The sequence below is a fragment of the Streptomyces sp. NPDC102437 genome, from assembly GCF_044765565.1.
GTDB lineage: Bacteria > Actinomycetota > Actinomycetes > Streptomycetales > Streptomycetaceae > Streptomyces.
This window is the reverse complement of sequence record NZ_JBIWKI010000048.1, coordinates 1-24634: the sequence shown is the minus strand read 5'-3', so window position 1 is coordinate 24634 and position 24634 is coordinate 1. Positions and strand designations below refer to the sequence as shown.

Here is a 24634-nt window from a genome sequence, read left to right as displayed (position 1 = left end):
GCCATGGCCTGGAACGTACGCGTCGACCCCCAGCTCTGTCAGGGCTCGGGCATGTGCGCCGGGACGGTCCCCGAGGTGTTCGTCCTGGACGGTGAGCGCGCCCGTGTCCGGTCCGAGGGGATCGAGCCGGACGAACGGGTCCTGGACGCCGCCGGCATCTGCCCGGCCCTGGCGATCACCGTGCACGACGGGAACACCGTCATCGGCCCCCGCCGCGACTGACCCGTCCCCCGCCGGTATCGGCCTGACTTCTCAGTGGCCGTCCGGTGTGCGGTGAGGTGCCCACAACTGGTCGGCGTCACCGGCGGCGAGGTCTGCCCCGGTAGACGTCGACCTTGTGGGCGACGAGCTTCAGGTACACGACCGGGCCCGGAGCTCAAGCCCCGGGCCCGGCCACGGAAGATGAGGCGGATTAGCCGACCGGTACCAGGACCCATTCGCGCTCGCCCTGGCCGCCCAGCCTCGCGCGGTCGTCCTGCGGGGTGAGCGTGCCCAGGTTCGGGGCGCCGTCGAGGCTCAGGGCGACGCCCTCGCCGTTGGACGGGCCGTGGATCAGCCACTGGTCCGGAGAGGTGTTGCACTCGCGCTCGGCCACGGCGGGCGGGTAGATCTTCAGCGGCGACAGGGCCAGGCAGCGGCTCTCGTCGTTCGCCTCGCGGAACTGCACGGCCCCGCCCGGCAGGTTGATCGCGTGCCAGCCGGAGCGGCGGCCGCAGTCGCCGAGCTCACCGCCGAACATGCCTCCGCCGGAGTTCAGACACTGGCCGCTCTCGGCGTTCTGAATCAGGTAGTAGCCGTTGTCGACGGCGTGGGCGGGGGTGGAGAGCGCCACGACCGCGACGGCGGCCGCCGCGGGCGACAGGATGGATCGGATACGCACGGGACTCCTCGTACGACTGGAGTGGGGGATTCCGGGCCAATCCGCCCGGTGCGGGCCGATTCGACCGGCCCGGCACCCAAGATCACAGGGGCCCGCCGCCCCTCTCCTCTGTCCCGCGGCGCGCCCCCTCGGTCCACCCCGTCAGCCGCGGCGCATTTGGAGCGTGCTCGGCGCATTCGGAGCGGGGCGCGCGCCCCCTCTCACCAGGGGCGTTCCGCCCGGGGCTCAATCCGCGAAGTCCGAGCGCTCTTTCGGCGGAATGGGAGGTGGGCCACTGCCCACCCACCCCGAGCGACGAGTTGACATCTTGGGACCGACTTGCCACCGAAAGTGGTGGCGCTCTGGCGTGCCGAATGCGGAGCGATCCTCCGTGACGCAGATCGACCCCTGCCGGTGGTGGAACACCAAACAGGGGCCTGACCACTGCGACCGCTTACACAGGGAGCGATCTGAGGGCTGTCGGCAAGCTCAGTGCCGCCCCGTGCGCCCCGCACTCATGAGGCCGTGAGGCCGAGCCGTCGCCCGGTGTCCGAAAGCGGCTCCTGCCTGGGGGTGGTTTGAATCGCCTTCTCCGACCGCTCGCTACGTTCCGTGTTCCTCTTGGCGCGCATCGTAATCAACTGGCCCAAAGGGGAACGAACCATGTCCGAACCCACCCATGAGCAGATCGTCTCCGGGCTCCACGACCGGCCCCCCATCGCGCTGGCCCCCGGCCCCCGCCTGGACGCCGAGAGGCCCAGCTCCCTTCCGTTGCCGCCCAGCGATATGTGGGAGCTGCCGGGCGGTACCGCCTGGGTCTACTTCGGCGAGGGGAACCCCGGACTCGTCCGGCCGGTGATCTTCTCCGACGGCTTCAGTACGGGGCCGAGCGAGCTGGAATTCTCCTGGCAGATCATGGAGTTCGGGGACTACGCGCTGATCAGCGAGCTGCGCCGCCGTGGCCACGATGTCGTCCTGCTCGGCTATCACGAGCGCAGTGCGTCGATTCTGGACAACTCCCGTACCGCGCAGGCCGCGATCGCGCGGGCCATCGCGGAGCGGCTGGGCGACACGCCGCTGGCGGTCGGCGGGTTCAGCGTGGGCGGGCTCGTCACCCGGCACGCGCTGGCCAAGATGGAGAGCCAGGGCATCGACCACCAGACCTCGCTGTACTTCTCGTACGACAGCCCGCACCGGGGCGCCTGGATCCCGATCGCGCTCCAGGCGTTCGCGCACTACATCAAGGACCTCGACAGCCGCTTCTCCGACCAGATCAACAGCCCGGCCGCCCGCCAGCTGCTGTGGCGGCACATCGAGAAATGGGACAGCACTCCTGACCAGAGCGACGAGCGCGGCGCGTTCCTGGCCGAGATGCAGACGGTCGGCGAATGGCCGCGCAGGCCCCGGCTGATCGGTGTCGCCAACGGGACGGCCGACGGAACCGGCACCGATGTCCGGGCGGGCGAACTGGCCCTGGAGAGCCAGGGCCTGACGGTTGCGGGGACCAAGCTCTACACCCAGGCACCTGGGCTCGACGAGCTCGTCGCGAAGCTGCGGGTGGTGACGCTGAAGACCAACGAGGTCCGTACGAAGGGGCTCCCGTCGATCGACGGCGCGCCCGGCGGCTCATTGGAGGGCTTCGGCATCCTCGCGGACGCCTTCAATTCCCTGAACCCGTTCCTCGGCTTCAAGACCGATGTACGTATCCGGTCGCACTGCTTCGTACCGTCCGTCAGCGCGGTCGATGTCGCCGACCTGGACACGGACGACGAGCTGTACAAGAACATCTCCTCGCTCCCGGAGGGCACCGGCGGGCTGGACGAGTTCAAGCTCGCTTCCCGGAACGAGGGGCACACCCTCGTGACGGAGGAACTCTGCACCTGGCTGCTCGACCGCCTGCCGTAGGAAGGTCCGTGGACGGGACGGCGGCGCGGCGTACGGTGCTCCGCCTCGTACCGGGGAGCCCTCATACCGGGGAGCCGGCCCAGAACGCCGCCCAGGACGGCTGCTGCCGGTAGTCGCCCGAGCCCTCGCTACCCATCAGCAGCAACGGCCGGTCGAGCCCGTCCAGGGCCACGCCGCTCAGGTGGGTGCCGTCGGGCCTCTGAGTTGCCCGGCCCGGCGGTCGACGGGCGCGTCCTCGTGCGCGTGGGTGAGCGTCGCACCCCAGTCGACACTCCCGGGTGACATCCGAACACCCGTGGCTGGAAGGCCGATGTGACGCTGACCGGGTCGCTGCATGCCTCGTACACGGACGCCGGGGTGCTGCTGCCCCGGCTGGCCCGGCAGGGCGCGGTGCCGGAGGGCGGGCTCGCCGGGGCGGTCGGGACGGTGCCGTCGCACCGCGCCCTGGCCGCGAACCGGGCGTACGTCGCGTCGTTCTTCGGCCGGTGGCTGCGCGGGCACGACGACCATCTGCTGGACGCGCCCTCGGAACGCTTCCCGGAAATGGTGTTCGCCCGGTAGGGCGGCGGCCCCGGGCGGTGGGCGGCGGCCCCGGATCATCGGCACCGAAAGCGTCGGCCCCCTGGACCAGCTGGTCCAGGGGGCCGACACCGTAAAGCTGTACAGGAACTACCGATCCGTCAGGATCAGAAGTCCATGTCACCGCCCGGCATGCCGCCCGGGGCGGCCGCGGCGGCCTTCTCCGGCTTGTCGGCGATGACGGCCTCGGTGGTGAGGAAGAGCGCGGCGATGGACGCGGCGTTCTGCAGGGCGGAGCGCGTGACCTTCGCCGGGTCGAGGATGCCCTCGGCGATCATGTCGACGTACTCGCCGGTCGCGGCGTTCAGACCGTGGCCGACGGCCAGGTTGCGCACCTTCTCGACGACGACGCCGCCCTCAAGACCGCCGTTGACGGCGATCTGCTTGAGCGGGGCCTCCAGCGCCAGCTTGACGGCGTTGGCGCCGGTCGCCTCGTCACCCGAGAGCTCCAGCTTCTCGAAGACGGCCGAGGCCTGGAGCAGAGCCACGCCACCACCGGCGACGATGCCCTCCTCGACGGCGGCCTTGGCGTTGCGCACCGCGTCCTCGATGCGGTGCTTGCGCTCCTTGAGCTCGACCTCGGTCGCGGCACCGGCCTTGATGACGGCCACGCCGCCGGCCAGCTTCGCGAGGCGCTCCTGAAGCTTCTCGCGGTCGTAGTCCGAGTCGGAGTTCTCGATCTCGGCGCGGATCTGGTTGACCCGGCCCTGGACCTGGTCGCTGTCACCGGCGCCGTCGACGATGGTCGTCTCGTCCTTGGTGATCACGACCTTGCGGGCGCGGCCGAGCAGGTCGAGACCGGCGTTCTCCAGCTTGAGGCCGACCTCCTCGGAGATGACGGTGCCACCGGTGAGGATGGCGATGTCGCCGAGCATGGCCTTGCGGCGGTCACCGAAGCCCGGGGCCTTGACGGCGACGGACTTGAAGGTGCCACGGATCTTGTTGACGACCAGGGTCGACAGGGCCTCGCCCTCGACGTCCTCGGCGATGATCAGCAGCGGCTTGCCGGACTGCATGACCTTCTCCAGCAGCGGAAGGAGGTCCTTCACGTTGCTGATCTTCGAGTTGACGATCAGGATGTACGGGTCGTCCAGGGACGACTCCATGCGCTCCATGTCGGTGGCGAAGTACGCCGAGATGTAGCCCTTGTCGAAGCGCATACCCTCGGTGAGCTCCAGCTCCAGACCGAAGGTCTGGGACTCCTCGACGGTGATGACGCCTTCCTTGCCGACCTTGTCCATGGCCTCGGCGATGAGCTCGCCGATCTGGGTGTCGGCGGCGGAGATGGAGGCCGTCGAAGCGATCTGCTCCTTGGTCTCCACGTCCTTGGCCTGCTCCAGGAGGGCGGCGGAGACGGCCTCGACGGCCTTCTCGATACCCCGCTTGAGGGCCATCGGGTTGGCACCCGCGGCGACGTTGCGCAGGCCCTCGCGGACGAGAGCCTGGGCGAGAACGGTGGCGGTGGTCGTACCGTCGCCGGCGACGTCGTCCGTCTTCTTGGCGACCTCCTTGACCAGCTCCGCACCGATCTTCTCGTACGGGTCCTCCAGCTCGATCTCCTTGGCGATGGAAACACCATCGTTGGTGATCGTGGGGGCGCCCCACTTCTTCTCAAGGACGACGTTGCGACCCTTGGGGCCAAGGGTGACCTTGACGGCGTCGGCGAGCTGGTTCATGCCGCGCTCGAGACCGCGCCGGGCCTCCTCGTCGAACGCGATGATCTTGGCCATGTGAAGTGGTCCTCCCGGACAGGGGTGGATTTCTCCGGACCGAGTGGCGCCCGCGACGGACGGCCTGCGTGAGCCGGTGGTTCCTTGCCCCACCGGCCCGCGGGCCTCACCGGCCCGGTCCAAGTTCTGTCACTCTCACCTGGAGAGTGCTAACGCCAATGATTAGCACTCGACCCCCTCGAGTGCAAGCGTCCCCCTCGGGATGTGGACAACCCGGGAGGGTCGCGGAGGGGTGTGGAGGGCTGTGGAAAACGTCCGGCGGCGCAGGCCGGGACGGCGTGCGCCGCCTTGTGTGCGCGGGGGGCGCACCGTCGCGCGCAGGGCGGCCGCGACGCACCGAGGGCCCGTACCCCCTGGGTACGGGCCCTCAGCGCGTGAGTGCAGTGCGTGAATGGTGTCGTTGGCCGACCGTTCGAACTCAGCCGACGGCGAGCTTGACCATGTCTGCCTGCGGCCCCTTCTGGCCCTGCGAGATCTCGAATTCAACTCGCTGACCCTCTTCGAGGGTGCGGTACCCGTCCATCTGGATCGCGCTGTAGTGGACGAAAACATCCGCACCACCGTCGACCGCGATGAAGCCGTACCCCTTCTCCGCGTTGAACCACTTGACGGTGCCCTGAGCCATGCCTAACTCCCCTATTACTGGCCCTTGCGCAGGACCGCACTTCGCGGACCCGGGTCAGAACTCACCCTCCGACAGGAGAGGGTGTGTGCGCCGGAACGCGTCGACCGCGGCTGAATGTATCTGCCCAACTGCCCTCTGCAACAGGTCAATCGGACGAGAATTCTCGGCCGCACCGAACGCCCGAATATGAGGAATTCATAAGATTCCTGGGCAAGTCGGGCCAGGCAAAGGCGACTTATGCCGCAAGCACATCGCACACTTTGGCTGCATCTTGTCGCGGCCGGGCGCATTCTCATATGCGGGCGGCACGGGCAACTCGGGGGACTTCCCACACTCTACCGCGCTCAACCATGCAGAATTGCCCCCTCACGATAGAAGCGGAGGGGGCAATTCGATAACGCGGTGGGGTCGGACGGGGCGTCAGCAGCCGCCGGCCACGGCCGGGATGATCGAGATACCGGCGCCGTCCGGCGTGGCCGTCTCCAGACCGCCTTCAAAGCGCACGTCGTCGTCGTTGACGTACACGTTCACGAAACGGCGCAGCTTGCCCTGGTCGTCCAGGACGCGGGCGGCGATGCCCGGGTGGTTCTGCTCCAGGGACTCGATGACCTGGGAGAGGGTCGAGCCCTCGGCCGGGACCTCGGCCTGGCCGCCCGTGTAGGTGCGGAGGATGGTGGGGATGCGGACCTTGACGCTCATGGTGGGTGCCCTTCCTGGAGTCTCGGGTGGTCAGCTGGTGGCGAGGCCGGCGGCGCGGAACGCGTCCAGGCTGGGACGGATCGTCGCGGTCGCCTGAGAGGTTTCGGCCACCGCGTCGAGGGTCTTGAGGCCGTCACCCGTGTTGAGTACGACGGTGGTCAGCGACGGGTCGATCAGACCGGCCTTGATGAGCTTCTTCGTCACGCCGACCGTCACGCCGCCCGCCGTCTCCGCGAAGATGCCCTCGGTGCGCGCCAGCAGCTTGATCGCGTCGACGACCTGCTCGTCGTTCACGTCCTCCACGGCGCCGCCGGTGCGGCGGGCGATGTCCAGGACGTACGGGCCGTCGGCCGGGTTGCCGATGGCGAGGGACTTGGCGATCGTGTTCGGCTTCTGCGGCCGGACGACGTCGTGGCCACCCTTGTACGCGAGCGAGACCGGCGAGCAGCCCTCGGCCTGGGCGCCGAAGAGCTTGTACGGCTTGTCCTCGACCAGGCCGAGCTTGATCAGCTCCTGGAGGCCCTTGTCGATCTTCGTGAACTGCGAGCCGGACGCGATCGGGATGACCAGCTGGTCCGGGAGCTGCCAGCCCAGCTGCTCGCAGATCTCGTACGCCAGGGTCTTGGAGCCCTCGCCGTAGTACGGACGCAGGTTGACGTTGACGAAACCCCAGCCCTCGCCGAGCGGGTCGCCGATGAGCTCGGAGCAGAAGCGGTTGACGTCGTCGTAGTTGCCCTCGATGCCGACCAGTTCACCGCCGTACACCGCGGCCATGACGACCTTGCCCTGCTCCAGGTCGTGCGGGATGAACACGCAGGAGCGGAAGCCGGCCCGGGCGGCGGCGGCGCCGACGGCACCGGCGAGGTTGCCGGTGGAGGAGCAGGACAGGGTGGTGAAGCCGAAGGCGCGGGCGGCCTCGATGGCCTGGGCGACGACGCGGTCCTTGAAGGAGTGCGTGGGGTTGCCGGAGTCGTCCTTGACGAAGAGCTTGCCCTGCTCGACGCCGAGCTCACGGGCGAGGTTGTCGGCCTGGACGAGCTTGGTCCAGCCGGGGTTCAGGTTCGGCTTCTCGGCGACATCGGCGGGGACCGGCAGCAGCGGAGCGTAGCGCCAGATGTTGGCCGGCCCGGCCTCGATGCGCTTCTTCAGCTCCTCGGGAGAGCCGCTCGGCAGGTCGTACGCGACTTCGAGCGGCCCGAAACAGGACGCGCAGGCGAAAATGGGGCCGAGTTCGAATCGCTCGCCGCACTCGCGGCAGGAAAGGCCTGAGGCGGGGCCGAGGTCGACGGATTCAGCGTTGACGGCTTCGGCGTCGACGGAAGAATCGGTGCTTACTGCAACGGTCTGCGCAGCCATGGTGGCGAGGCCCTTTCTCCTCATCTTCCTCGCGGCGCGTTTCGCCACGAGACGGAATTGGCACCTTCCTCACCGGACCTCACGGTCGGTGGGGGGGTTGCCGGGACTTCAACGGGCCGTTCCCTCAGTCCCTCTGGATGAGCGCTGTGGCACCGGATCTTCGATCCGGGCATTTATCGGCGGACGTACCCCGGCATGCGATGGTCGTCCGCGTTGTTCAAGACTGTAACCGAAGCACCGGACTCTTGAGATAGTCGTCCGAACCGCGAGATGGATCACATACAGGGAGTATCGACCGTGCTGGAAGAGGTCGAATGCTGGCTGGCCAGGCGTTCCTGGTCGGCCGCCGACCGCCCGCTGGACAGCCTGCTGGCCGCCAGGGCCAGGGCCGGGGAATCGAGCCGCGGGAGCGTCAGTGTCGTACTGCCGGCACTGAACGAGGAGGCGACGGTCGGCGAGATCGTCGCGACGATCCGGCGCGAGCTGATGGAGAAGGTCCGGCTGGTCGACGAGCTCGTGGTGATCGATTCCGGGTCCATCGACGCCACCGCGGAGGTGGCCCGGGAGGCCGGTGCCCGGGTCGTGCACCGCGACGCGATACTTCCCCGGATACCGGCCGTGCCCGGCAAGGGCGAGGTGCTGTGGCGGTCGCTCCTGGTGACCGGTGGCGACATCGTCTGCTTCATCGACGCCGACCTGAAGGACTTCTCGGCGGACTTCGTCTCCGGCATCGTCGGCCCGCTGCTGACCGACCCGGACGTGCAGTTCGTGAAGGCGATGTACGACCGCCCGTTCGGTGACACGGCGGGGCAGGGCGGCCGGGTGACCGAACTCGTGGCCCGCCCCCTGCTCAATCTGCACTGGCCGCAACTGGCCGGTTTCGTGCAGCCGCTGGGCGGTGAATACGCCGTACGCCGCTCGCTGCTCGAACGGCTGCCCTTCCCCGTCGGCTACGGCGTGGAACTGGGCCTCCTGGTCGACGCGCTGCACACGGTGGGGCTGGACGCGCTGGCCCAGGTCGATGTGGGGGTGCGCAAGCACCGGCACCAGGACGGGCAGGCGCTCGGCCGGATGGCGGCGGCGATCTACCGGACCGCGCAGCTGCGGCTCTCCCGCGGCCACCTGACCCGCCCGGCGCTCACCCAGTTCGAACGCGGCGAGAACGGCTTCGTGCCACGCACCCATGCCGTGGACACCGAGGAGCGGCCGCCGATGTGTGAGATCGAGGAGTACGTTTCGCGCCGCGCGGCCTGATGCGGTCCGGCCACGTGGTCCGGCCACGTGGCCTGATGTGGTCTGACTTCGCACGTTTGGGCGGTTCGTGATCGGGCTAGATTCCGCAACATGGTCTCCGAGCACGATGCCCAGCCCGCTGCCCGGTCCGGCGTCCGGTCCGATGCCCAGGTCCTCGTCGCGTCCAATCGCGGCCCGGTCTCGTACACCCTGGGCGTGGACGGATCGCTCGACGCGAAACGGGGCGGCGGCGGTCTCGTCTCCGGGCTGAGCGCCGTGGACGACAAGCTGTGGGTGTGCGCCGCGCTCGGTGACGGGGACCGGGAGGCGGTCCGGCGCGGGGTCACCGAGCAGGGCGTACGGATGCTCGACATCGACGCGCGGGTGCACGCCGACGCGTACAACGGGATCGCGAACTCGGTGCTCTGGTTCGTGCACCACATGCTGTACCAGACGCCGCTGGAGCCGGTCTTCGACGCGGAGTTCCGGCGGCAGTGGGCATCGTTCGAGACCTACAACCGGGCCTTCGCCGAAGCGCTCGCCGAGGAGGCGGGGCAGGGTGCGGCGGTGCTGGTGCAGGACTACCACCTGGCGCTGGTGCCGGGCATGCTCCGCGCGCTCCGCTCCGACCTGCGGATCGGCCACTTCTCGCACACCCCGTGGGCGCCCGTCGACTACTTCCGGCTGCTCCCCGACGACATCGCCGAGCAGTTGCTGCACGGCATCCTCGGCGCGGACCGGGCGGCGTTCCTGACCCGGCGCTGGGCGGACGCGTTCATCGGCTGCTGCACCCAGATCCTGGGCGGCACCGGGCATACCAGGATCGGGGTGCACGGGCTCGGCGCGGACGCGGACTTCCTGCGCCGCCGCGCCCACGAGGCGGATGTGGACGAGCGGATGGCGGCGCTGCGCGAGCAGACCGGCCCCGGCCGGAGGACGATCGTGCGGGTGGACCGCACGGAACTGTCCAAGAACATCGTGCGCGGCCTGCTCGCGTACCGCGCACTCCTGGACGAGCGGCCCGAGTGGCACGAACGCGTCGTCCATGTCGCTTTCGCCTACCCCTCGCGGCAGGACCTGGCGGTGTACCGGGACTACACGGCCGAAGTGCAGCGGCTCGCCGACGACATCAACGCCGTGCACGGCACGGAGGGCTGGACTCCGGTGGTCCTGCACGTCAAGGACGACTTCGCCCGCTCGCTCGCCGCGTACCGGCTGGCCGACGTGGCGCTCGTCAACCCGATCCGTGACGGCATGAACCTGGTCGCCAAGGAGATCCCGGTCGTCTCCGACCACGGCTGCGCGCTGGTGCTGTCGCGGGAGGCGGGAGCGTACGAGGAGCTGGGCAGCGACGCGGTGGTGGTGAATCCGTACGACGTCTCCGCTACGGCGGCGGCGCTGCACGAGGCGCTGACCATGGCGGAGGACGAACGGGCCGCGCGTACGGAACGCCTGGCCGCGGCGGCGGTCGCGCTGCCGCCGCAGCAGTGGTTCCTGGACCAGCTGGACGCGTTGCGGCGGGGCTGACAGCGTCCGGGGCGGCCGGGTCCGGTCGGATCCGTCGGGGCGCTCAGAGCTGCTGGGCCAGTGTCGCCAGGAAGGCGACCACGTCGCCCGGTCCGGCCAGCAGCAGATCGGCCCGCTCGGCCAGTTCGGGCACCTCCGCGCTGCCGCTGCACACCAGCAGGCCGGGGATGCCGTCGGGACCCTCGGTGCGGAGCTTCTCCACCGCCGAGTACGCGGCGAGGTCGCCGAGGTCGTCGCCCGCGTACAGCACCGACTCGGCGTCCGTCTCCCGTACGTACTGGGCGAGCGCCACGCCCTTGTCCATGCCCGGCGGGCGCAGCTCCAGGACCAGCCGGCCCGGCTCGACGATCAGTCCGTGCCGGGCGGCGAGTTCGCCGAGCGGGCCGCCCAGCGCCTCGAACGCGGCCTGCGGGTCGGCGGCCCGGCGGGTATGTACGGCGATCGCCCGGCCCTTCTCCTCTATCCACGTGCCGTGCCAGGAGCCGGACCGGTCGAGCACGCCGGGCAGTTCGGCGCGGACCGAGGCGATGCCGGGGTGCGGGGCGGGGGCGTGGACGGTGCCGGACACCGCGTCCCAGCGTTCGGCGCCGTAGTGGCCGAGGACGACGAGGTGGTCGAGGCCCGGGACTCCGGCGAAGCCGCCGTGGCGGACCGCGACGCCGGCCGGGCGGCCGGTGATCACGGCGATGGAGGCCACTTTCGGGGCGAGCGCGGCGAGGGCCTCGACGGCGCCGGGGTGGGCGCGGGCCTGTTCCGGGTCCGGGACGATGTCGGCGAGGGTGCCGTCGAAATCGAGCGCGATGACGGCGCGGTCGGGGCGCGCGAGGATCGCGGCGAGGGCCTCGCGGCCGGGTCGGCCGGCGGGGGTCGGGAGCTCGGACGGGGTTTCGCTCGACGCGGGTGCGGGCACCTGCGCGGATGCGTGTGTGGGGGCGGGTTCGGGTGCGGGTGCTTCCGGGTTGCTGCCCATGGGGCGAGCCTATAGCGGCGGGCCCGGAGCCGGCTCTCCTGCGGCGTGACGGGCGAGGCACAGCCGACCGCCCCGCGAGCATGAGGTATCGAACGAATGAACGGCACCGGCCTGGCGTGTGGTGCCCGTGGGGTGCGGACAGCGATCAGGGCGACCAGTCCCCCACGATCGGGAGCGGCCCTGATGCGCAGGTCTCTTGTCCTTTCCACGGTACTGGCGGCTCTCCTCGCGGGTTCCTCCCTCTCCCCCGCCCCGGCTCAGGCCCGGCCGGCCGGGCCGAAAGCCCGGCACGCGGCGGACGCCGGCCTCTTCTACACCAACGGCGACCACGTCCACGTCTCCAGTACGCCCCCGGCGACGGCGTCCGGACACGGCTGGTGGGTGCGGGTGAGGGGAGGGAAGCCCGGCGAGAAGGCCAAGGTCACCATCTGGCTTCAGGCGAAGGACCGGCACGGCAAGTGGAAGTCCGTGGCCAGCGGGTCGAAGAAGGTGAAGCCGACCAAGGGCAGGGCGAGCAGCACCCATCGGGCCAACGCCCGTAAGACGTGCGAGGGCCGGAAGAAGACGCAGTGGCGGAGCCTGATCGACGTGGACGTCATCGGCGAGGCCGACTCCCCGGAGAAGGCCGTCACTGCCACGATGACCTTCAACTGCGGCGCGGGTGTGTAGGGAGAGGCAATGGGTGATGTGGTGCGGGACGCGACCCTGCTCATGGGCGTGCACGGAGTCCTCACCCGGCATCCCTGGCTCACGCCGCCCGAGAGCGCTTCGGCGTCCGGCCCACCCGAGGACCCCTCGGATTCCGGTTCCGCCGTGGCCGAGGACGCCTCGGAAGCCGAAGACGTCGACGTCTTCGGCCTGGCGGTGAGCCGGGCCGAGGCCTACGGGTGGAGCAGCACCCTGTTGGGCGCCGGCATGGAGCTCGGCGGAAGCCGGTGGGGGCACAACGACGCGGGGGAGGACTGGACGCAGGACGGGCGCGTCCGGGAGATCGGCTGGCTCCAGGTGGACGTCGCCTCCTGCCTGAACCGGCAGCGACTGCCCGTGCTGCCGGTGGCGACGGTCCTCGGCGATGTGCTGCGGCAAGTGGGCGATGTCCGGGTCACCGGAGTGCACACCGTGGCGCCGGTGCATCTGGCGCCGGATCCCGCCGCCGCTCTGCTGTACGCCGCGCATTGGTACGAGCTGGCCGATCCGGGCGCGGCCAGGGACATCACCGTGACCGTGTCGGGCCGCGATGCGGGGCTGCCGGGCCGGGGCGGGCGCGTCCGCGAGGAGGCGCTGGCGTGCGCCTACGGCCGGATGACCGTCGAACCGGAGAGCACCGCCGTGAACCTCACGGGTCTGTCCCGGTCACCGACCGGGAAGGTGCAGACCGAAGGGATGCGCCGGGCCCTGGCCTTCCGCTGCCGGGTGCCTGTGTGGTCCCTGGACGCGGCGGCCTGGACCACGGAGGTCTTCGTCGAGGCGCTCCGTGCCACCGGCACCGCGGAGCCCGTCCTGATCACCGTCTCTTACTGAGCGGACGCCGGTCCCAGCGCCACCCCGCCGCGTACTTCGGCCTCAGCGCCGTTCGCGTTTCGCGTCCCGCACCCGGCGCAGGCGGTTCACCGTGACCGGGTCCTCCTCCAGTGCGCGGCGGTCGTCCAGCAGGGCGTTCAGGAGTTGGTAGTAGCGCGTGGGCGAGATGCCCAGCTGTTCGCGGATCGCCCGCTCCTTCGCTCCGGGGCCGGACCATGACTGCCGTTCCACTGCGAGCACGGCACGGTCCCGGTCGGAGAGGCCGTCCGTGTCGTCGGGGCCATGCGTGGGGGCGGTCATATCAGCCAACATATCGCCCGTCCGGAGGGCCGCCACCCGCTACTTGGTGCGCTCCGCCGCCGCCGAGTCGCGTGCGATCTTCCCCAGCACGCTCTCGGGGCTGCCGCCGGGTGCGACCGCCTTGCCGATGTTCTCCTTGATCGACTCCCTGGACCGGGCCCAGGACGTCTTGCCGAACGGGTAGAACTGCGAGTCCGGCAGCGCGGCCAGGAACTTCCACAGCGGCTTGAACCTGGCGTCGGTCTCCATCGCCGCGGAGGCGCTGTCGGTGACCGGCAGCAGGTCGTACTCGTCGGCGAAGTCGATGACGTTCTTGTCGCTGAACATGTAGTCGAAGAACTTGCCCAGCGGCACCCTGTGACCGTTCTGCTTGAAGCCCATGATCCAGTCGGCCACGCCCAGCGAGCTCTTGCTCGGGCCGTCGATGCCGGGCAGCGGCACCATGCCGACGGAGACACCCTTCCGCCCGGCCTCCCGCATCAGCGTGGGATGGCCGTTCAGCATGCCGACCTTGCCGTCGGTGAACGCGTCGAACGCCTTCTGGCGGTCGAGCTTCCCGGGGGCGACGGGGCCGACGAGGCCCTTGTCGACCAGGTTCGATTTCAGCCAGTCGAAAGTCCGGATGTTCTCGGCCGAGTCGATCGCGTACGAGCCGCTGTCGTCGGTGAAGCCGCCGCCCCCGCCGAGCAGCCACATCGCTGTCTCGGCCTGCGGTTCCTCCGGGCCGAGCGGCAGCGCGTACGGGTAGGCCACCCCGCGCTGCCTGAGCACCGTCGCGTCGTCGCGTATGTCGTCCCAGGTCTTCGGGGCGTCGAGGCCCGCCTGCGCGAAGAGCTGCTTGTTGTAGAAGAGCAGCCGGGTACTGGCGACGAACGGCAGCCCGTACTGGGTGCGGTCCACGCTGCCCGCCTCGGCGAGGGACGGCAGGAAGTTGGCCTGGGTGCGGATGGAGAGCATCTGGTCGGCCCGGTAGAGCTTGTCGGCCTTGGCGTAGTCGGCGTACGCGCCGATCTGGGCGATGTCGGGGGCCTGCCCCTTCTTCACCATCGCGGCGACCTCTCGGTCGACCTTCTTCCACGAATGGACGGTGACGTCGACCCTGATGCCGGGGTGGGTGGCCTCGAAGCCCTTGACCAGCCTGTTCCAGTACTTCTCGGAGCTGTTGGCCGGGCCGGTGCCGTAGTCGGCCGCTACGAGCTCGAGGGTGATGTCCTCCGGGCCGCCGCCCATGCTGCCGCAACCCGACAACGTCGCTGTCATGCCCAGCGCGGTCACTGCCGCGATCAGTACCCGGTGGCGCAGCTGCACAGCCCAGTCCGTCCTCGTCCATGGCGTCGTCCGTGCCGGCCACTCCGTCGTGGGGCGCTCCGGACGAGTTGCGATCCTCCCCCAGGCCGTTGCCGATGGTCTACACCAGAGCGATATCGCTTTCGCAACGTAACCGGGCCGGCACCCGGTCGTATCCGGCCTGGGAACTGCCTGGAGGCGTCGGGCCCCCTGCCGGCCGGGGTGAAGACGGTGGCCGCTGCCGCGGTGGACGCGGAGCTGGCGGTGACGGAGCCGCTGGACGAGGCGGTGGTCGCGGCCGAGCAGTGGATGTTCCTGGGGCGCGGCTGGACCTACCGGCTGGCACAGGAGGCCGGGCTGAAGATGCGCGAGGCGGCGGGTGCCTGGACGGAGTCGTACCCGGCGATGGAGTACCGCCACGGCCCGATCTCGATCACCGGGCCGCACCGGGTGGCGTGGGTGTTCGGCCGGTTGCCGGAGGGGCTGGCCGGGGATGTGGCACGGGTGGGCGGCACGCTGGTCGCGCACGCCACGGCGGATCCGATAGCGGATCTGATCCGGGTGCAGCGGCTCGCGGTGGAGCTGGCGGAGTCGAAGGGGTACGGCCCCGACCGGCCGCGCAACCTCTCACGCAGCGTGATCCTTTCCTCCTGAGACCGACCGGAAAGGCCCGGGTCTTCTGCCGCGCGATCTTGGCCACGATTTTGTATGTATCCGCAACAAACCGGGATAGTGGACTAGACCTTTTTCATTCCTCGGGCGAAACTGTTTCCCGTGAAACACGTCATCGCCCTCGATGTGGGCGGCACCGGAATGAAGGCCGCACTGGTCGGGGCCGACGGCACCCTGCTGCACGAGGCGCGGCGGGCCACCGGCAGAGAGCGCGGCGCCGAAGCCGTCGTGGAATCGATCCTCGCCTTCGCCGCCGATCTGCGGGCGTACGGCGAGGAGCACCTCGGCGAGAGCGCGGTCGCGGCCGGCGTCGTCGTGCCCGGCATCGTCGACGCCGAGAACGGGGTCGCCGTCTACGCCGCGAACCTGGGCTGGCGCGACGTGCCCATGCGGCAGTTGCTCGGCGAGCGGCTCGGCGGCGTCCCCGTCGCGCTCGGCCACGACGTACGCTCCGGCGGGCTCGCCGAGGGCCGGATCGGCGCGGGCAAGGGCGCCGACCGCTTCCTCTTCGTACCGCTGGGCACCGGCATCGCCGGGGCCATCGGCATCGCGGGCACGATCGAGGCGGGCGCGCACGGGTACGCGGGCGAGATCGGGCACATCGTGGTCCGGCCGGACGGGCCGGACTGCGGCTGCGGACAGCGCGGCTGTCTGGAGACCCTGGCCTCCGCCTCCGCCGTCAGCCGCGCCTGGGCCGCCGCGTCCGGCGACCCCGAGGCGGACGCGGCGGACTGCGCGAAGGCCGTCGAGTCCGGCGACCCGGCGGCGCTGGAGGTCTGGCGGAACGCCGTGGACGCGCTCGCCGCCGGGCTGGTCACCGCACTGACGCTGCTCGACCCGAGCACGCTCGTCATCGGTGGCGGTCTCGCCGAGGCAGGGGAAACCTTGTTCACACCACTCCGTGCGGCCGTCGAGGAACGCGTCACGTTCCAGAAGCTGCCCCACATCGTCCCGGCGGCCCTCGGGGACACCGCCGGATGCCTGGGCGCAGGGCTGCTCGCCTGGGATCTTCTCTCCACGGAGGTATCCGCCTGATGGCCGGACGCGCAGACAGCACAGTTCTCGCAGGCGCCCGGGTGGTGCTCCCCACCGGGACGGTCGAGAACGGCCGGGTGATCGTCGAAGGCACCCGGATCGCGGGCAGCGCGACCGAGGACGCCCGGACCCTCGACCTGAGCGGCCACTGGGTGGTCCCCGGCTTCGTCGACATGCACAACCACGGCGGTGGCGGCGCGTCCTTCACCTCAGGCACCGTGGACGAGGTCCTCACCGGCATCCGGACCCACCGCGAGCACGGCACCACCACGCTGGTCGCCTCCACGGTCACCGGCGAGATGGACTTCCTCGCCCACCGGGCAGGCGTCCTGTCCGAGCTGGTGGAGCAGGGCGACCTGGCCGGCATCCACTTCGAGGGACCGTTCATCTCGCCGTGCCGCAAGGGCGCGCACAGCGAGGAGCTGCTGCGCGACCCGGACCCGGCCGAGGTCCGCAAGCTGATGGACGCGGCGCGCGGCACCGCGAAGATGTTCACGCTCGCCACCGAACTGCCGGGCGGCATCGACTCGGTGCGGCTGCTCGCCGAGCACGGCGTCATCGCCGCGATCGGACACACCGACGCCACGTACGAGCAGACCGTCGAGGCGATCGACGCGGGCGCCACCGTCGCCACGCACCTCTTCAACGCGATGCCGCCGCTCGCCCACCGCGAGCCAGGCCCGATCGCGGCGCTGCTGGAGGACGAGCGGATCACCGTCGAGCTGATCAACGACGGCACCCACCTGCACCCCGCGGCCCTGGAGCTGGCCTACCACCACGCGGGCGCCCACCGCGTCGCGCTGATCACCGACGCCATGGACGCGGCCGGCTTCGGCGACGGCCTCTACCAGCTGGGCCCGCTCGCGGTCGAGGTCGAGGACGGCGTCGCACGGCTGGTCGAGGGCGGATCGATCGCCGGCTCCACGCTCACGCTGGACACCGCCTTCCACCGGGCCGTGACCATCGACCGGATCCCGGTCGGTGACGTCGTGCAGTCCATCTCCGCCAACCCGGCCCGGCTGCTCGGCGTGTACGACAAGGTCGGCTCGCTGGAACCGGGCAAGGACGCCGACCTGGTGGTCCTGGACGCGGACTTCGGGCTCAAGGGCGTCATGCGCAAGGGCGAATGGATCAAGGAGCCTCAAATCGGCTGATCCGTCCCAATATTGACGACCGGTCGAATAAGTAACGAAGAGACGGCGGTTGGTCCACAGCTCTGGGCCGACCGCCACCTCTTTGGCATGATCGCCTGGAAAACAGCTGGAGAAAGCGCATTCCATCCAAGGTCTCGCGCTTCGGAGCAGGGATCGAGGGAGCGGCCGCGGTGATCCTCACGGTCACACTGAATACGGCACTCGACCTGACGTACGGCGTCCCGGAACTCGTCCCGCACGCCAGTCACCGCGTCAGCGAGATGTCCGAGCGACCCGGCGGCAAGGGACTGAACGTGGCCCGGGTGCTCTCCGCACTCGGCCACGCGACGGTGGTCACCGGCTTCGCCGGAGGCTCCACCGGGGCGGTGCTCCGCGAACTGCTGGCCGGCCTGCCCGCCACGGACGCACCCGGCCCCGGAGCCCCCGGGCCTGAAGCCCCCGGCACCACCCCCGTGCCGACCACCCCCGCATCCATCGCCCCCGCACCGATCACCGACGCTCTCGTCACCGTCGCCGGGAACACCCGCCGCACCATCGCCGTCGTGGACCGGGCCACCGGCGACACCACCCAGCTCAACGAACCCGGACCGCTCGTCACCGCCGACGAGTGGACCGCCCTCCTCGGTCGGTACGAGGAGCTCCTCGCCGGGGCCGACGCCGTCGCGCTCTGCGGCAGCCTGCCGCCCGGCATCCACGTCGGCGCCTACGCCGAACTGGTGCGTGCGGCCCGCGCCGCCGGTGTCCCCGTGCTGCTGGACACCAGCGGCGAACCGCTGCGACGCGGCATCGCCGCCCGCCCCGACCTGATCAAGCCGAACGCCGACGAGCTCGCCCAGCTCACCGGCTCCCGGGAACCGCTGCGCGCCACCCGCGACGCCCGCCGCCGCGGCGCGCACGGGGTCGTCGCCTCGTTGGGCCCGGACGGCATGCTGGCGGTCACCCCCGACGGAATCTGGCAGGCAGCGCCGCCCGCCAGGGTCCTGGGCAATCCGACCGGCGCGGGCGACTCCGCGGTGGCCGGGCTGCTCTCCGGACTCGTCGAGGGGCTGAGCTGGCCGGACCGGCTGCGGCGGGCGGTGGCACTGTCGACGGCGACCGTGCTCTCCCCGACAGCCGGTGATTTCGACCGCGCGGCCTACGAGGAACTGCTGCCGCGCGTCGGAGTCGAGGAACACACACCGGCGGCCCGATAGGCCGCGCCCGTCCCGAACCGGCCCGACCGCTGGTTCGAAAGAAGTAGCAAGAGGTCAGCATGCCGCTCGTCAGCACCGGTGAACTCGTCTCCGCCGCCCAGGCCGAGGGACGCGGGATCGCCGCCTTCAATGTCATCACGCTGGAGCACGCGGAGGCCATCGCGGCCGGCGCGGAGCGCGCCGGCGCCCCCGCCATCCTCCAGATCTCCGAGAACGCCGTGAAGTTCCACGGCGGACGGCTCTCCGCGATCGCCGCCGCGGCCGCCGCCGTCGCCCGCACCTCCGGCGCTCCGCTCGCCCTCCACCTCGACCACGTCGAGTCCGTGGAGCTGCTGCACCAGGCACACACGGAGGGCTTCGGCTCCGTCATGTTCGACGCCTCCAAGCTGCCGTACGAGGAGAACGTGCGGGCCACGGCCGCCGCGGTGGCCTGGGGCCACGAGCACGGCATCTGGATCGAGGCCGAGCTCGGCAAGGTCGGTGGCAAGGAGGGCGAGGCCCCGCTCGACGCCCACGCCCCCGGCGTCCGTACCGAACCGGCCGAGGCCGCCGCGTACGTCCGCGACACCGGGGTGGACGCCCTGGCCGTCGCGGTCGGCTCCTCGCACGCCATGACCGAGCGCACCGCCGCCCTGGACCACGAGCTGATCGGCCGGCTCCGCGACGCCGTCCCGGTCCCGCTGGTGCTGCACGGCTCCAGCGGCGTCCCGGACGAGGAGATCCGCCGGGCCGTCGCCGCCTCCGGCATGGTCAAGATCAACGTGGGCACGGCGCTGAACACCGCGTTCACCGGTGCGGTACGGGCGTACCTGGCCGAGAACACCACGGGTGTCGACCCGCGGAAGTACATCGCCCCGGGGCGCGAGGCGATGGCCGCGACGGTGGCCGGCTTCCTGGCCCTGATGGGCTGACCGGCCGGGCGACACGCAGTCGAAAAACGGTCCGGCCCCCATCGCCTCGCTCGGGCGATGGGGGCCGGACCGTTCTCGTCACACACTCAGCGCTTCACGTGACCGGCCTTCAGCGACAGCTGGTCCAGATTGGCGTCGCACTGGTCGCCCTCGTTGCAGGAGATCATCAGGGTGTTCGCACCCTTGTTGAGATTGACGTAGGCGAACGTGTTCGTCCAGCCCTTCTCCAGATCACCCTCGGGGGCGTTCGCGTAGTTCTTCATGTTGATGCCGCGGGGGGCCTCGGAGTTGACGGTGAGGGACGTCTTGGCGTCCTTGCCCGGCACTCCGTACGTCACGAACAGCGTGTACGGGCCGGCTTTCGGCACCTCGACCGACCAGGTCGCGGACCTGCCGACCTCGTTGAGGTTGATGTACTGGCCGTTGGAGCTCTCGGCACCCTTGACCGTGTTGTCCAGCTGGGCCGTGCCGCCGAGCTTCAGCGTCGCCGCGTCCTGCTCGGGGAGCTCGACCGGGGCCTCGGAGCTCGGCGACTGCTGGGGCTTCGGGGACTCATCGACCTGGCTGCCGGGGCCCGCCGAGGAAGTGGCCTCGTCCTTCTTCTTGTCCTTGTCCGGGTCACCGGTGAGCAGCGCGGCTCCGATCCCGATGAGCACCACCAGCACCACCGCGACCGCGGCGATCAGCAGGCCCTTGGTGTTCGGCCCGCCACTGGAGCCGCCGGACCGGCCGCGGCCGCCCTGCTGCGGAACCTGCGCGGTGGAGGCGCCGGGGTACGTCTCGGGGGCGGCGTACTGCGCGTTCGGCTGGCCGTACACCTGCTGCTGCGGCACCTGCTGGCCGTACTGGCGCTCGCCGACGGTGCGCACCTGGTTGTACGAGGTCCGGGGCACACCCGGCTGCGGGGCCGCCGGTCCCGGGTAGCCGTAGCCGCCCTGCCGCGGCGGCTGGGCACCCGCCGCCTGTCCGTCCTCGTACAGATAGCCGAACGGATCGTCGTCCTCGGGCTTGTTTGCGCCGTTGTTGCCGGCCGTCATCCCTGGGTCACTCCTCACCATGTCGCCAGCCGTCGCCGGATATCGCCAGCCGTGGCCGACCGGCCGAGCCTACCCCGAACGAACGGCACCGAGAATTGCCGTCGGCCGTACCGGAAGTGCGGCGGAGCACGAGGACCGCGCCCCCGTGAACGTCAGCCGGCCCTGCGGTGAACCTTCGACCGCGACCGCTTCTCCACGTACATCCGCTGGTCGGCGGAGCGCAGCACCTCTTCGGCGGTCATGCCGCAGGTGGCCCAGCCGATGCCGAAGCTCGCCCCCACGCGCACCGCCCGGCCGTCGACCCGGATCGGCGGAATGATGGCGTTACGGAGGCGTACCGCCAGGTCCGCGGCGTCCGCGTTGCCGAGCCCGTCGGCCAGGACGACGAATTCGTCACCCCCGAGCCGGGCCACGGTGTCGCCGTCGCGGACACAGGTGGTGAGCCGGCGGGCGACCTCGATCAGCACGGCGTCACCGGTGTGGTGGCCGAAGCGGTCGTTGATCGACTTGAAGCCGTCGAGGTCGCAGAAGAGGACCGCGAGCCCCTTCGCCCCGTCGTCGTGCTCGGTATCGGGTGCGACACAGTGCACATGGTGGTCGTACGGGCCGCCGGGCGCCGGGTCCACCTCGTAGCCGTGCGCCATCCGCGCGTCCGGGTCGTCGACGTCGCCGTAGGCCGCGTCCAGCGCCTCCACCGGGGTGGTGGCCGTGGAGTCCGGGCGTTCGCAGAGCCGGGCGCTCAGCCGCGAGCGCAGTTCGGCGCTGTTGGGCAGGCCGGTGAGCGCGTCGTGCGAGGCGCGGTGCGCCAGATGCAGCTCGTGGCGCTTGCGCTCCTCTATGTCCTCGACGTGGGTGAGCAGGAAGCGCGGGCCGTCCGCGGTGTCGGCGACGACGGAGTTGCGCAGCGAGACCCAGAGGTAGGTGCCGTCCCGCCGCCCGAGCCGCAGCTCGGCGCGCCCGCCCTCGGCGGAGGTGCGCAGCAGCGTGCCGATGTCCTCGGGGTGGACGAGGTCGGCGAAGGAGTAGCGGCGCAGAACGGACGCGGGCCGGCCGAGCAGCCGGCACAGCGCGTCGTTGGTGCGCAGCAGCCTGCCGTGCTGGTCGCCGCCCATCTCGGCGATGGCCATGCCGCTCGGGGCGTACTCGAAGGCCTGGCGGAAGGACTCCTCGCTGGCCCGCAGCGCCTGCTGCTCCCGTTCGAGCCGGACGAGCGCCCGCTGCATGTTGGCCCTCAGCCGGGCGTTGCTGATCGCGATGGCGGCCTGCGACGCGTACATCTGGAGAGCCTCGCGGCCCCAGGCACCGGGGCGGCGGCCGTTGCGCGGGCGGTCCACGGAGATGACGCCGAGCAGATCGGCATCGCCGCCGGACGCGTACATCGGGGCGTAGAGGCGGTCCTGGGGATGCCACTCGTCCTCGAACCGGGGGTCGGGCCCGTCGGTGTGCCACTGCGGTACGTCGTCGTCGAGGAGGACCCAGCCGTCGGTGTGCGGTATGAAGCGGAGCTCGTCCCAGGCCCGCCCCATCGACAGCCGGCGCTCCCAGGAGGTGCGCGAGCCGACCCGGCCGGTGATCAGGGCCTCGGCCGCGCTGTTGCCCGCGAAGGCGGCGACGACGAGGTCACCGTCGGCGCGGACCAGGTTCACACAGGCCAGCTCGTAGCCGAGACCGTTGACGATTCCGTCGGCCACGGTCTGCAGCGTGTCGGCCAGGCTCCGCGCCGTATTGAGATCGGCGACGGCCTGGTGCAGCTGCCGCATCGTCGCAAGGCGGACGTACGGCTCCGACTCGGCCTCCATTGCTCGCACTCCCCGAGACCTCGACAGCACTCCAGGTTTCATATCGACGTACTTACTGCAGTGTCACCGCAACTGAATCACAGTGAGCTGTGCAGTCGGTACACAGGGTCAACAAATATTGCACTCTGTGACTCAAGTCACAACAGATGGTAAAGGGTCGCGAGTGCCGTACGGATCCGCTCCGTACGTTCCTTGAACGCGGATCCCGGCTCTCCCTGAGCGCGGGTCCTAGGACCGGGCTGGTCCCCTGGCCCGATGCGGAGGCACGCGCCGCGCGATTAGCGTGCCCGATGTGTTGCAGACGAAGACCCCCGACCCGCACCCCCGGCCCATCCCCCATGCTGAGGGGGTGAGCAACGATGAGTTCCGAGGCGCCCTCGCCCGGCTGGCCGCCGGCGTCGTGCTGATCACCGCCCAGGAGCCGCCGCTGGACGAGAACGGGCGCGGCGAGGACGTCGGCATGACTGCGACCGCCTTCATGTCGGTCTCACTGGATCCGCCCCTGGTGATGGTCAGCCTGCGCAACGACTCCCGGATGGACGACCTGCTGTCCGAGCAGCCGCTGTGGGCGGTGTCGGTGCTCGCCGAGAGCCAGCGGCACGTCGCCGGGCGGTTCGCGATGAAGGGCCGGATCAGCGACCGGCTGCTGTTCGAGGACATCCCCTACAAGCGAGGGGAGGTCACCGCCGCGCCGTTGATCTCAGGGGCTCTGGCCACGCTGGAGTGCCGGACCGAGCAGCGGGTCGTGGCCGGTGACCACACGCTGGTGATCGGCCGGGTCCTGAGCGCGGCGCTGCCGAGCGGGGAAGGGTCGCCGCTGACGTACTTCCGGGGTCGGTACCGGCAGCTGGGGTAAGGACGGGGGCGGAAGCGGGCATCGGCGCAGGCATCCGGGCCGTCGCGGTCACCGAGCCGCCGCAGGTACCCGGGCCGTCACCAGTCGCGGCCGGAGCGGCCCCGCTTGGTCTCGCCGCGCTGCTTCTTCTCGCGCAGCCGGCGTTCGTTGATGCCTCGTGGGATGCGCGTCTTGCGGCGCGGCCTCGGGGGCGGCGCCGTCGCCTCGGCGAGCAGCGAGGCGAGCCGTACGAGAGCGGTCTCGCGGTTGCGCCACTGGGAGCGGTGCTCGGAGGCGCGCACCGAGAGCACCCCGCCCACGAGCCGGCTCTCCAGGCGCTGGAGCGCCCGCTCCTTCCACACCTCGGGGAGCGACTCGGTCGCCGCGAGGTCGAAGCGGAGCTCCACCTGGGAGTCGCTGGTGTTGACGTGCTGCCCGCCGGGCCCCGAGGACCGCGAGAAACGCCACATGAGCTCGGCCTCCGGCAGGGAGACCGAACCACGGATGACATAGGGCCCGGACATGGCACCCATGTTCCCCGGACCGAGGGGTGTTCGTCACCTTCTTTTGCGGTACCGCCCGTCCGGCCGACCGAGGGATTTCGGTAAAGAAAGTAAAGGGGTCAGGAACCTCCTGACCCCTTGCCCGCGTTATGGCCTGTGACGGTAGCTTCGTGATGGCACGAAGCCCGCGATCGACGATGAAAGGGACTTCCCATGGCTGTAAGCCTGTCCAAGGGCGGCAACGTCTCCCTCACCAAGGAGGCCCCGGGCCTGACCGCCGTCACGGTCGGCCTCGGCTGGGACGTCCGCACCACCACCGGCACCGACTTCGACCTCGACGCCTCGGCGATCGCGGTCAACCCGGCCGGCAAGGTCGTCTCGGACGGCCACTTCGTCTTCTTCAACAACAAGTCGACGCCCGACCAGACCATCGTGCACACCGGCGACAACGTCACGGGCCAGGGCGAGGGCGACGACGAGCAGATCAACGTCAACCTGGCGGGTCTGCCGGCCGACGTCGACAAGATCGTCTTCCCGGTCTCGATCTACGACGCCGAGACCCGCAGCCAGAACTTCGGCCAGGTGCGCAACGCGTTCATCCGCATCATCAACCAGGCCGGCGGCGCCGAGATCGCCCGCTACGACCTGAGCGAGGACGCCGCCACCGAGACCGCCATGGTCTTCGGCGAGCTGTACCGCAACGGCGCCGAGTGGAAGTTCCGCGCCGTGGGCCAGGGTTACGCCTCCGGCCTGCGCGGCATCGCCCAGGACTTCGGCGTCAACCTCTGACGCACCGGCACCCCATCGCGAAAGCCCCAGGCCAACCTTGAGTTCTAGTGGTCGTCGCAACACCCCAGCTCAGGGGATGCGATGGACTTCGAGATCCGGGAGGACCGTCACCGGA

Annotated in this window: 24 protein-coding genes, 1 pseudogene and 1 riboswitch; of the genes and pseudogenes, 14 read left to right on the top strand and 11 right to left on the bottom strand. The window is 70.5% G+C overall.

Annotated features, from left to right (window positions below):
• Positions 1-3: 3 nt before the first annotated feature.
• Entirely contained in the window at positions 4-222 is a 219-nt protein-coding gene (locus ACIRJP_RS35835; protein ID WP_404183680.1) for a ferredoxin, read from the top strand.
• 190 nt (positions 223-412) lie between these two features.
• Here the strand turns inward: ACIRJP_RS35835 and ACIRJP_RS35830 are convergent, their stop codons facing one another.
• Positions 413-880 carry a hypothetical protein gene (locus ACIRJP_RS35830; protein ID WP_404183677.1) on the bottom strand — a complete coding sequence of 156 codons (468 nt, stop codon included), beginning with the start codon at positions 878-880 and terminating at the stop codon, positions 413-415.
• 642 nt (positions 881-1522) lie between these two features.
• Between ACIRJP_RS35830 and ACIRJP_RS35825 the strand changes: the two genes are divergently transcribed.
• Complete coding sequence (locus ACIRJP_RS35825) at positions 1523-2764, top strand: hypothetical protein (RefSeq protein WP_404183674.1); 1242 nt, start codon at positions 1523-1525, stop codon at positions 2762-2764.
• Positions 2765-3076: 312 nt separating this feature from the next.
• A complete protein-coding gene (locus tag ACIRJP_RS35820; RefSeq protein ID WP_404183671.1) occupies positions 3077-3325 on the top strand; it encodes a hypothetical protein in 249 nt (82 codons plus the stop codon).
• A gap of 125 nt (positions 3326-3450) precedes the next feature.
• Here ACIRJP_RS35820 and groL read toward each other — a convergent pair whose 3' ends face one another.
• The 4 genes from groL to thrC form a co-directional block, all read right to left on the bottom strand.
• Positions 3451-5073, bottom strand: a complete 1623-nt coding sequence (groL, locus tag ACIRJP_RS35815; protein WP_124717206.1) for a chaperonin GroEL — start codon at positions 5071-5073, stop codon at positions 3451-3453.
• A gap of 418 nt (positions 5074-5491) precedes the next feature.
• Entirely contained in the window at positions 5492-5698 is a 207-nt protein-coding gene (locus ACIRJP_RS35810) for a cold-shock protein (RefSeq protein WP_003967346.1), read from the bottom strand.
• Positions 5699-6118: 420 nt separating this feature from the next.
• Positions 6119-6397: a MoaD/ThiS family protein gene (locus ACIRJP_RS35805; protein ID WP_072487929.1), complete on the bottom strand. Its 279-nt coding sequence runs from the start codon at positions 6395-6397 to the stop codon at positions 6119-6121.
• A gap of 30 nt (positions 6398-6427) precedes the next feature.
• Positions 6428-7753 (bottom strand): threonine synthase, encoded by a 1326-nt coding sequence (gene thrC, locus ACIRJP_RS35800; protein WP_404183667.1) that lies wholly within the window; start codon positions 7751-7753, stop codon positions 6428-6430.
• 17 nt (positions 7754-7770) lie between these two features.
• Positions 7771-7897: riboswitch (SAM riboswitch) on the bottom strand.
• 153 nt (positions 7898-8050) lie between these two features.
• On the opposite strand from thrC, the gene ACIRJP_RS35795 reads away from it, so the two are divergent.
• Together ACIRJP_RS35795 and ACIRJP_RS35790 are read left to right on the top strand one after the other, a co-directional pair.
• Positions 8051-9007 (top strand): glucosyl-3-phosphoglycerate synthase, encoded by a 957-nt coding sequence (locus ACIRJP_RS35795; RefSeq protein ID WP_404183723.1) that lies wholly within the window; start codon positions 8051-8053, stop codon positions 9005-9007.
• Positions 9008-9097: 90 nt separating this feature from the next.
• Entirely contained in the window at positions 9098-10513 is a 1416-nt protein-coding gene (locus ACIRJP_RS35790) for a trehalose-6-phosphate synthase (protein WP_404183664.1), read from the top strand.
• Between the two features lie 43 nt (positions 10514-10556).
• Here the strand turns inward: ACIRJP_RS35790 and otsB are convergent, their stop codons facing one another.
• Positions 10557-11483 carry a trehalose-phosphatase gene (gene otsB, locus ACIRJP_RS35785; RefSeq protein WP_404183661.1) on the bottom strand — a complete coding sequence of 309 codons (927 nt, stop codon included), beginning with the start codon at positions 11481-11483 and terminating at the stop codon, positions 10557-10559.
• 183 nt (positions 11484-11666) lie between these two features.
• Here otsB and ACIRJP_RS35780 point away from each other — a divergent pair, with 183 nt between their 5' ends.
• Both ACIRJP_RS35780 and ACIRJP_RS35775 read left to right on the top strand, forming a co-directional pair.
• Positions 11667-12152: a hypothetical protein gene (locus ACIRJP_RS35780; RefSeq protein ID WP_404183658.1), complete on the top strand. Its 486-nt coding sequence runs from the start codon at positions 11667-11669 to the stop codon at positions 12150-12152.
• A 9-nt stretch (positions 12153-12161) separates the two neighbouring features.
• Entirely contained in the window at positions 12162-13004 is an 843-nt protein-coding gene (locus ACIRJP_RS35775) for a hypothetical protein (RefSeq protein ID WP_404183656.1), read from the top strand.
• Between the two features lie 42 nt (positions 13005-13046).
• Here ACIRJP_RS35775 and ACIRJP_RS35770 read toward each other — a convergent pair whose 3' ends face one another.
• Both ACIRJP_RS35770 and ACIRJP_RS35765 read right to left on the bottom strand, forming a co-directional pair.
• A complete protein-coding gene (locus ACIRJP_RS35770; RefSeq protein ID WP_266730802.1) occupies positions 13047-13304 on the bottom strand; it encodes a DUF3263 domain-containing protein in 258 nt (85 codons plus the stop codon).
• 39 nt (positions 13305-13343) lie between these two features.
• Positions 13344-14564, bottom strand: coding sequence for an extracellular solute-binding protein (locus ACIRJP_RS35765; protein ID WP_404183720.1), 1221 nt, complete (start codon positions 14562-14564; stop codon positions 13344-13346).
• 219 nt (positions 14565-14783) lie between these two features.
• Here ACIRJP_RS35765 and ACIRJP_RS35760 point away from each other — a divergent pair.
• From ACIRJP_RS35760 to ACIRJP_RS35740, 5 genes and pseudogenes are all read left to right on the top strand, one after another.
• Positions 14784-15245, top strand: a pseudogene (locus ACIRJP_RS35760) (SIS domain-containing protein); the annotation flags it as partial.
• 120 nt (positions 15246-15365) lie between these two features.
• Complete coding sequence (locus ACIRJP_RS35755) at positions 15366-16298, top strand: ROK family protein (RefSeq protein ID WP_404183653.1); 933 nt, start codon at positions 15366-15368, stop codon at positions 16296-16298.
• Complete coding sequence (nagA, locus tag ACIRJP_RS35750) at positions 16298-17452, top strand: N-acetylglucosamine-6-phosphate deacetylase (protein WP_404183651.1); 1155 nt, start codon at positions 16298-16300, stop codon at positions 17450-17452. The genes ACIRJP_RS35755 and nagA overlap by 1 nt, the downstream gene beginning before the upstream one ends.
• 170 nt (positions 17453-17622) lie before the next feature.
• Entirely contained in the window at positions 17623-18645 is a 1023-nt protein-coding gene (locus tag ACIRJP_RS35745) for a 1-phosphofructokinase family hexose kinase (RefSeq protein WP_404183648.1), read from the top strand.
• A 59-nt stretch (positions 18646-18704) separates the two neighbouring features.
• Positions 18705-19556 carry a ketose-bisphosphate aldolase gene (locus ACIRJP_RS35740; RefSeq protein WP_404183645.1) on the top strand — a complete coding sequence of 284 codons (852 nt, stop codon included), beginning with the start codon at positions 18705-18707 and terminating at the stop codon, positions 19554-19556.
• A gap of 86 nt (positions 19557-19642) precedes the next feature.
• Here ACIRJP_RS35740 and ACIRJP_RS35735 read toward each other — a convergent pair whose 3' ends face one another.
• Together ACIRJP_RS35735 and cdgB are read right to left on the bottom strand one after the other, a co-directional pair.
• Positions 19643-20593: a carbohydrate-binding protein gene (locus ACIRJP_RS35735; protein WP_404183642.1), complete on the bottom strand. Its 951-nt coding sequence runs from the start codon at positions 20591-20593 to the stop codon at positions 19643-19645.
• Between the two features lie 152 nt (positions 20594-20745).
• Positions 20746-22392 carry a diguanylate cyclase CdgB gene (gene cdgB, locus ACIRJP_RS35730; RefSeq protein ID WP_404183639.1) on the bottom strand — a complete coding sequence of 549 codons (1647 nt, stop codon included), beginning with the start codon at positions 22390-22392 and terminating at the stop codon, positions 20746-20748.
• Positions 22393-22741: 349 nt separating this feature from the next.
• On the opposite strand from cdgB, the gene ACIRJP_RS35725 reads away from it, so the two are divergent.
• Positions 22742-23248: a flavin reductase family protein gene (locus ACIRJP_RS35725; RefSeq protein WP_351258498.1), complete on the top strand. Its 507-nt coding sequence runs from the start codon at positions 22742-22744 to the stop codon at positions 23246-23248.
• 77 nt (positions 23249-23325) lie between these two features.
• On the opposite strand, the gene arfB is transcribed toward ACIRJP_RS35725, so the two are convergent.
• Entirely contained in the window at positions 23326-23760 is a 435-nt protein-coding gene (gene arfB / locus ACIRJP_RS35720) for an alternative ribosome rescue aminoacyl-tRNA hydrolase ArfB (RefSeq protein ID WP_266730820.1), read from the bottom strand.
• Positions 23761-23943: 183 nt separating this feature from the next.
• Between arfB and ACIRJP_RS35715 the strand changes: the two genes are divergently transcribed.
• Entirely contained in the window at positions 23944-24519 is a 576-nt protein-coding gene (locus tag ACIRJP_RS35715) for a TerD family protein (protein ID WP_351258496.1), read from the top strand.
• The last annotated feature ends 115 nt before the right edge of the window (positions 24520-24634 follow it).

Bases quoted from the DNA above. Each gene is read 5' to 3' on its own strand.
- nagA (WP_404183651.1), top strand. From the start codon at position 16,298: ATGGCCGGACGCGCAGACAGCACAGTTCTCGCAGGCGCCCGGGTGGTG.
- ACIRJP_RS35775 (WP_404183656.1), top strand. From the start codon at position 12,162: ATGGGTGATGTGGTGCGGGACGCGACCCTGCTCATGGGCGTGCACGGA.
- ACIRJP_RS35790 (WP_404183664.1), top strand. From the start codon at position 9,098: ATGGTCTCCGAGCACGATGCCCAGCCCGCTGCCCGGTCCGGCGTCCGG.
- ACIRJP_RS35715 (WP_351258496.1), top strand. From the start codon at position 23,944: ATGGCTGTAAGCCTGTCCAAGGGCGGCAACGTCTCCCTCACCAAGGAG.
- thrC (WP_404183667.1), bottom strand. From the start codon at position 7,753: ATGGCTGCGCAGACCGTTGCAGTAAGCACCGATTCTTCCGTCGACGCC.
- ACIRJP_RS35805 (WP_072487929.1), bottom strand. From the start codon at position 6,397: ATGAGCGTCAAGGTCCGCATCCCCACCATCCTCCGCACCTACACGGGC.
- ACIRJP_RS35735 (WP_404183642.1), bottom strand. From the start codon at position 20,593: ATGACGGCCGGCAACAACGGCGCAAACAAGCCCGAGGACGACGATCCG.
- ACIRJP_RS35765 (WP_404183720.1), bottom strand. From the start codon at position 14,564: ATGACAGCGACGTTGTCGGGTTGCGGCAGCATGGGCGGCGGCCCGGAG.
- ACIRJP_RS35740 (WP_404183645.1), top strand. From the start codon at position 18,705: ATGCCGCTCGTCAGCACCGGTGAACTCGTCTCCGCCGCCCAGGCCGAG.
- ACIRJP_RS35825 (WP_404183674.1), top strand. From the start codon at position 1,523: ATGTCCGAACCCACCCATGAGCAGATCGTCTCCGGGCTCCACGACCGG.
- ACIRJP_RS35810 (WP_003967346.1), bottom strand. From the start codon at position 5,698: ATGGCTCAGGGCACCGTCAAGTGGTTCAACGCGGAGAAGGGGTACGGC.
- ACIRJP_RS35835 (WP_404183680.1), top strand. From the start codon at position 4: ATGGCCTGGAACGTACGCGTCGACCCCCAGCTCTGTCAGGGCTCGGGC.
- ACIRJP_RS35780 (WP_404183658.1), top strand. From the start codon at position 11,667: ATGCGCAGGTCTCTTGTCCTTTCCACGGTACTGGCGGCTCTCCTCGCG.
- cdgB (WP_404183639.1), bottom strand. From the start codon at position 22,392: ATGGAGGCCGAGTCGGAGCCGTACGTCCGCCTTGCGACGATGCGGCAG.
- ACIRJP_RS35770 (WP_266730802.1), bottom strand. From the start codon at position 13,304: ATGACCGCCCCCACGCATGGCCCCGACGACACGGACGGCCTCTCCGAC.
- arfB (WP_266730820.1), bottom strand. From the start codon at position 23,760: ATGGGTGCCATGTCCGGGCCCTATGTCATCCGTGGTTCGGTCTCCCTG.
- otsB (WP_404183661.1), bottom strand. From the start codon at position 11,483: ATGGGCAGCAACCCGGAAGCACCCGCACCCGAACCCGCCCCCACACAC.
- groL (WP_124717206.1), bottom strand. From the start codon at position 5,073: ATGGCCAAGATCATCGCGTTCGACGAGGAGGCCCGGCGCGGTCTCGAG.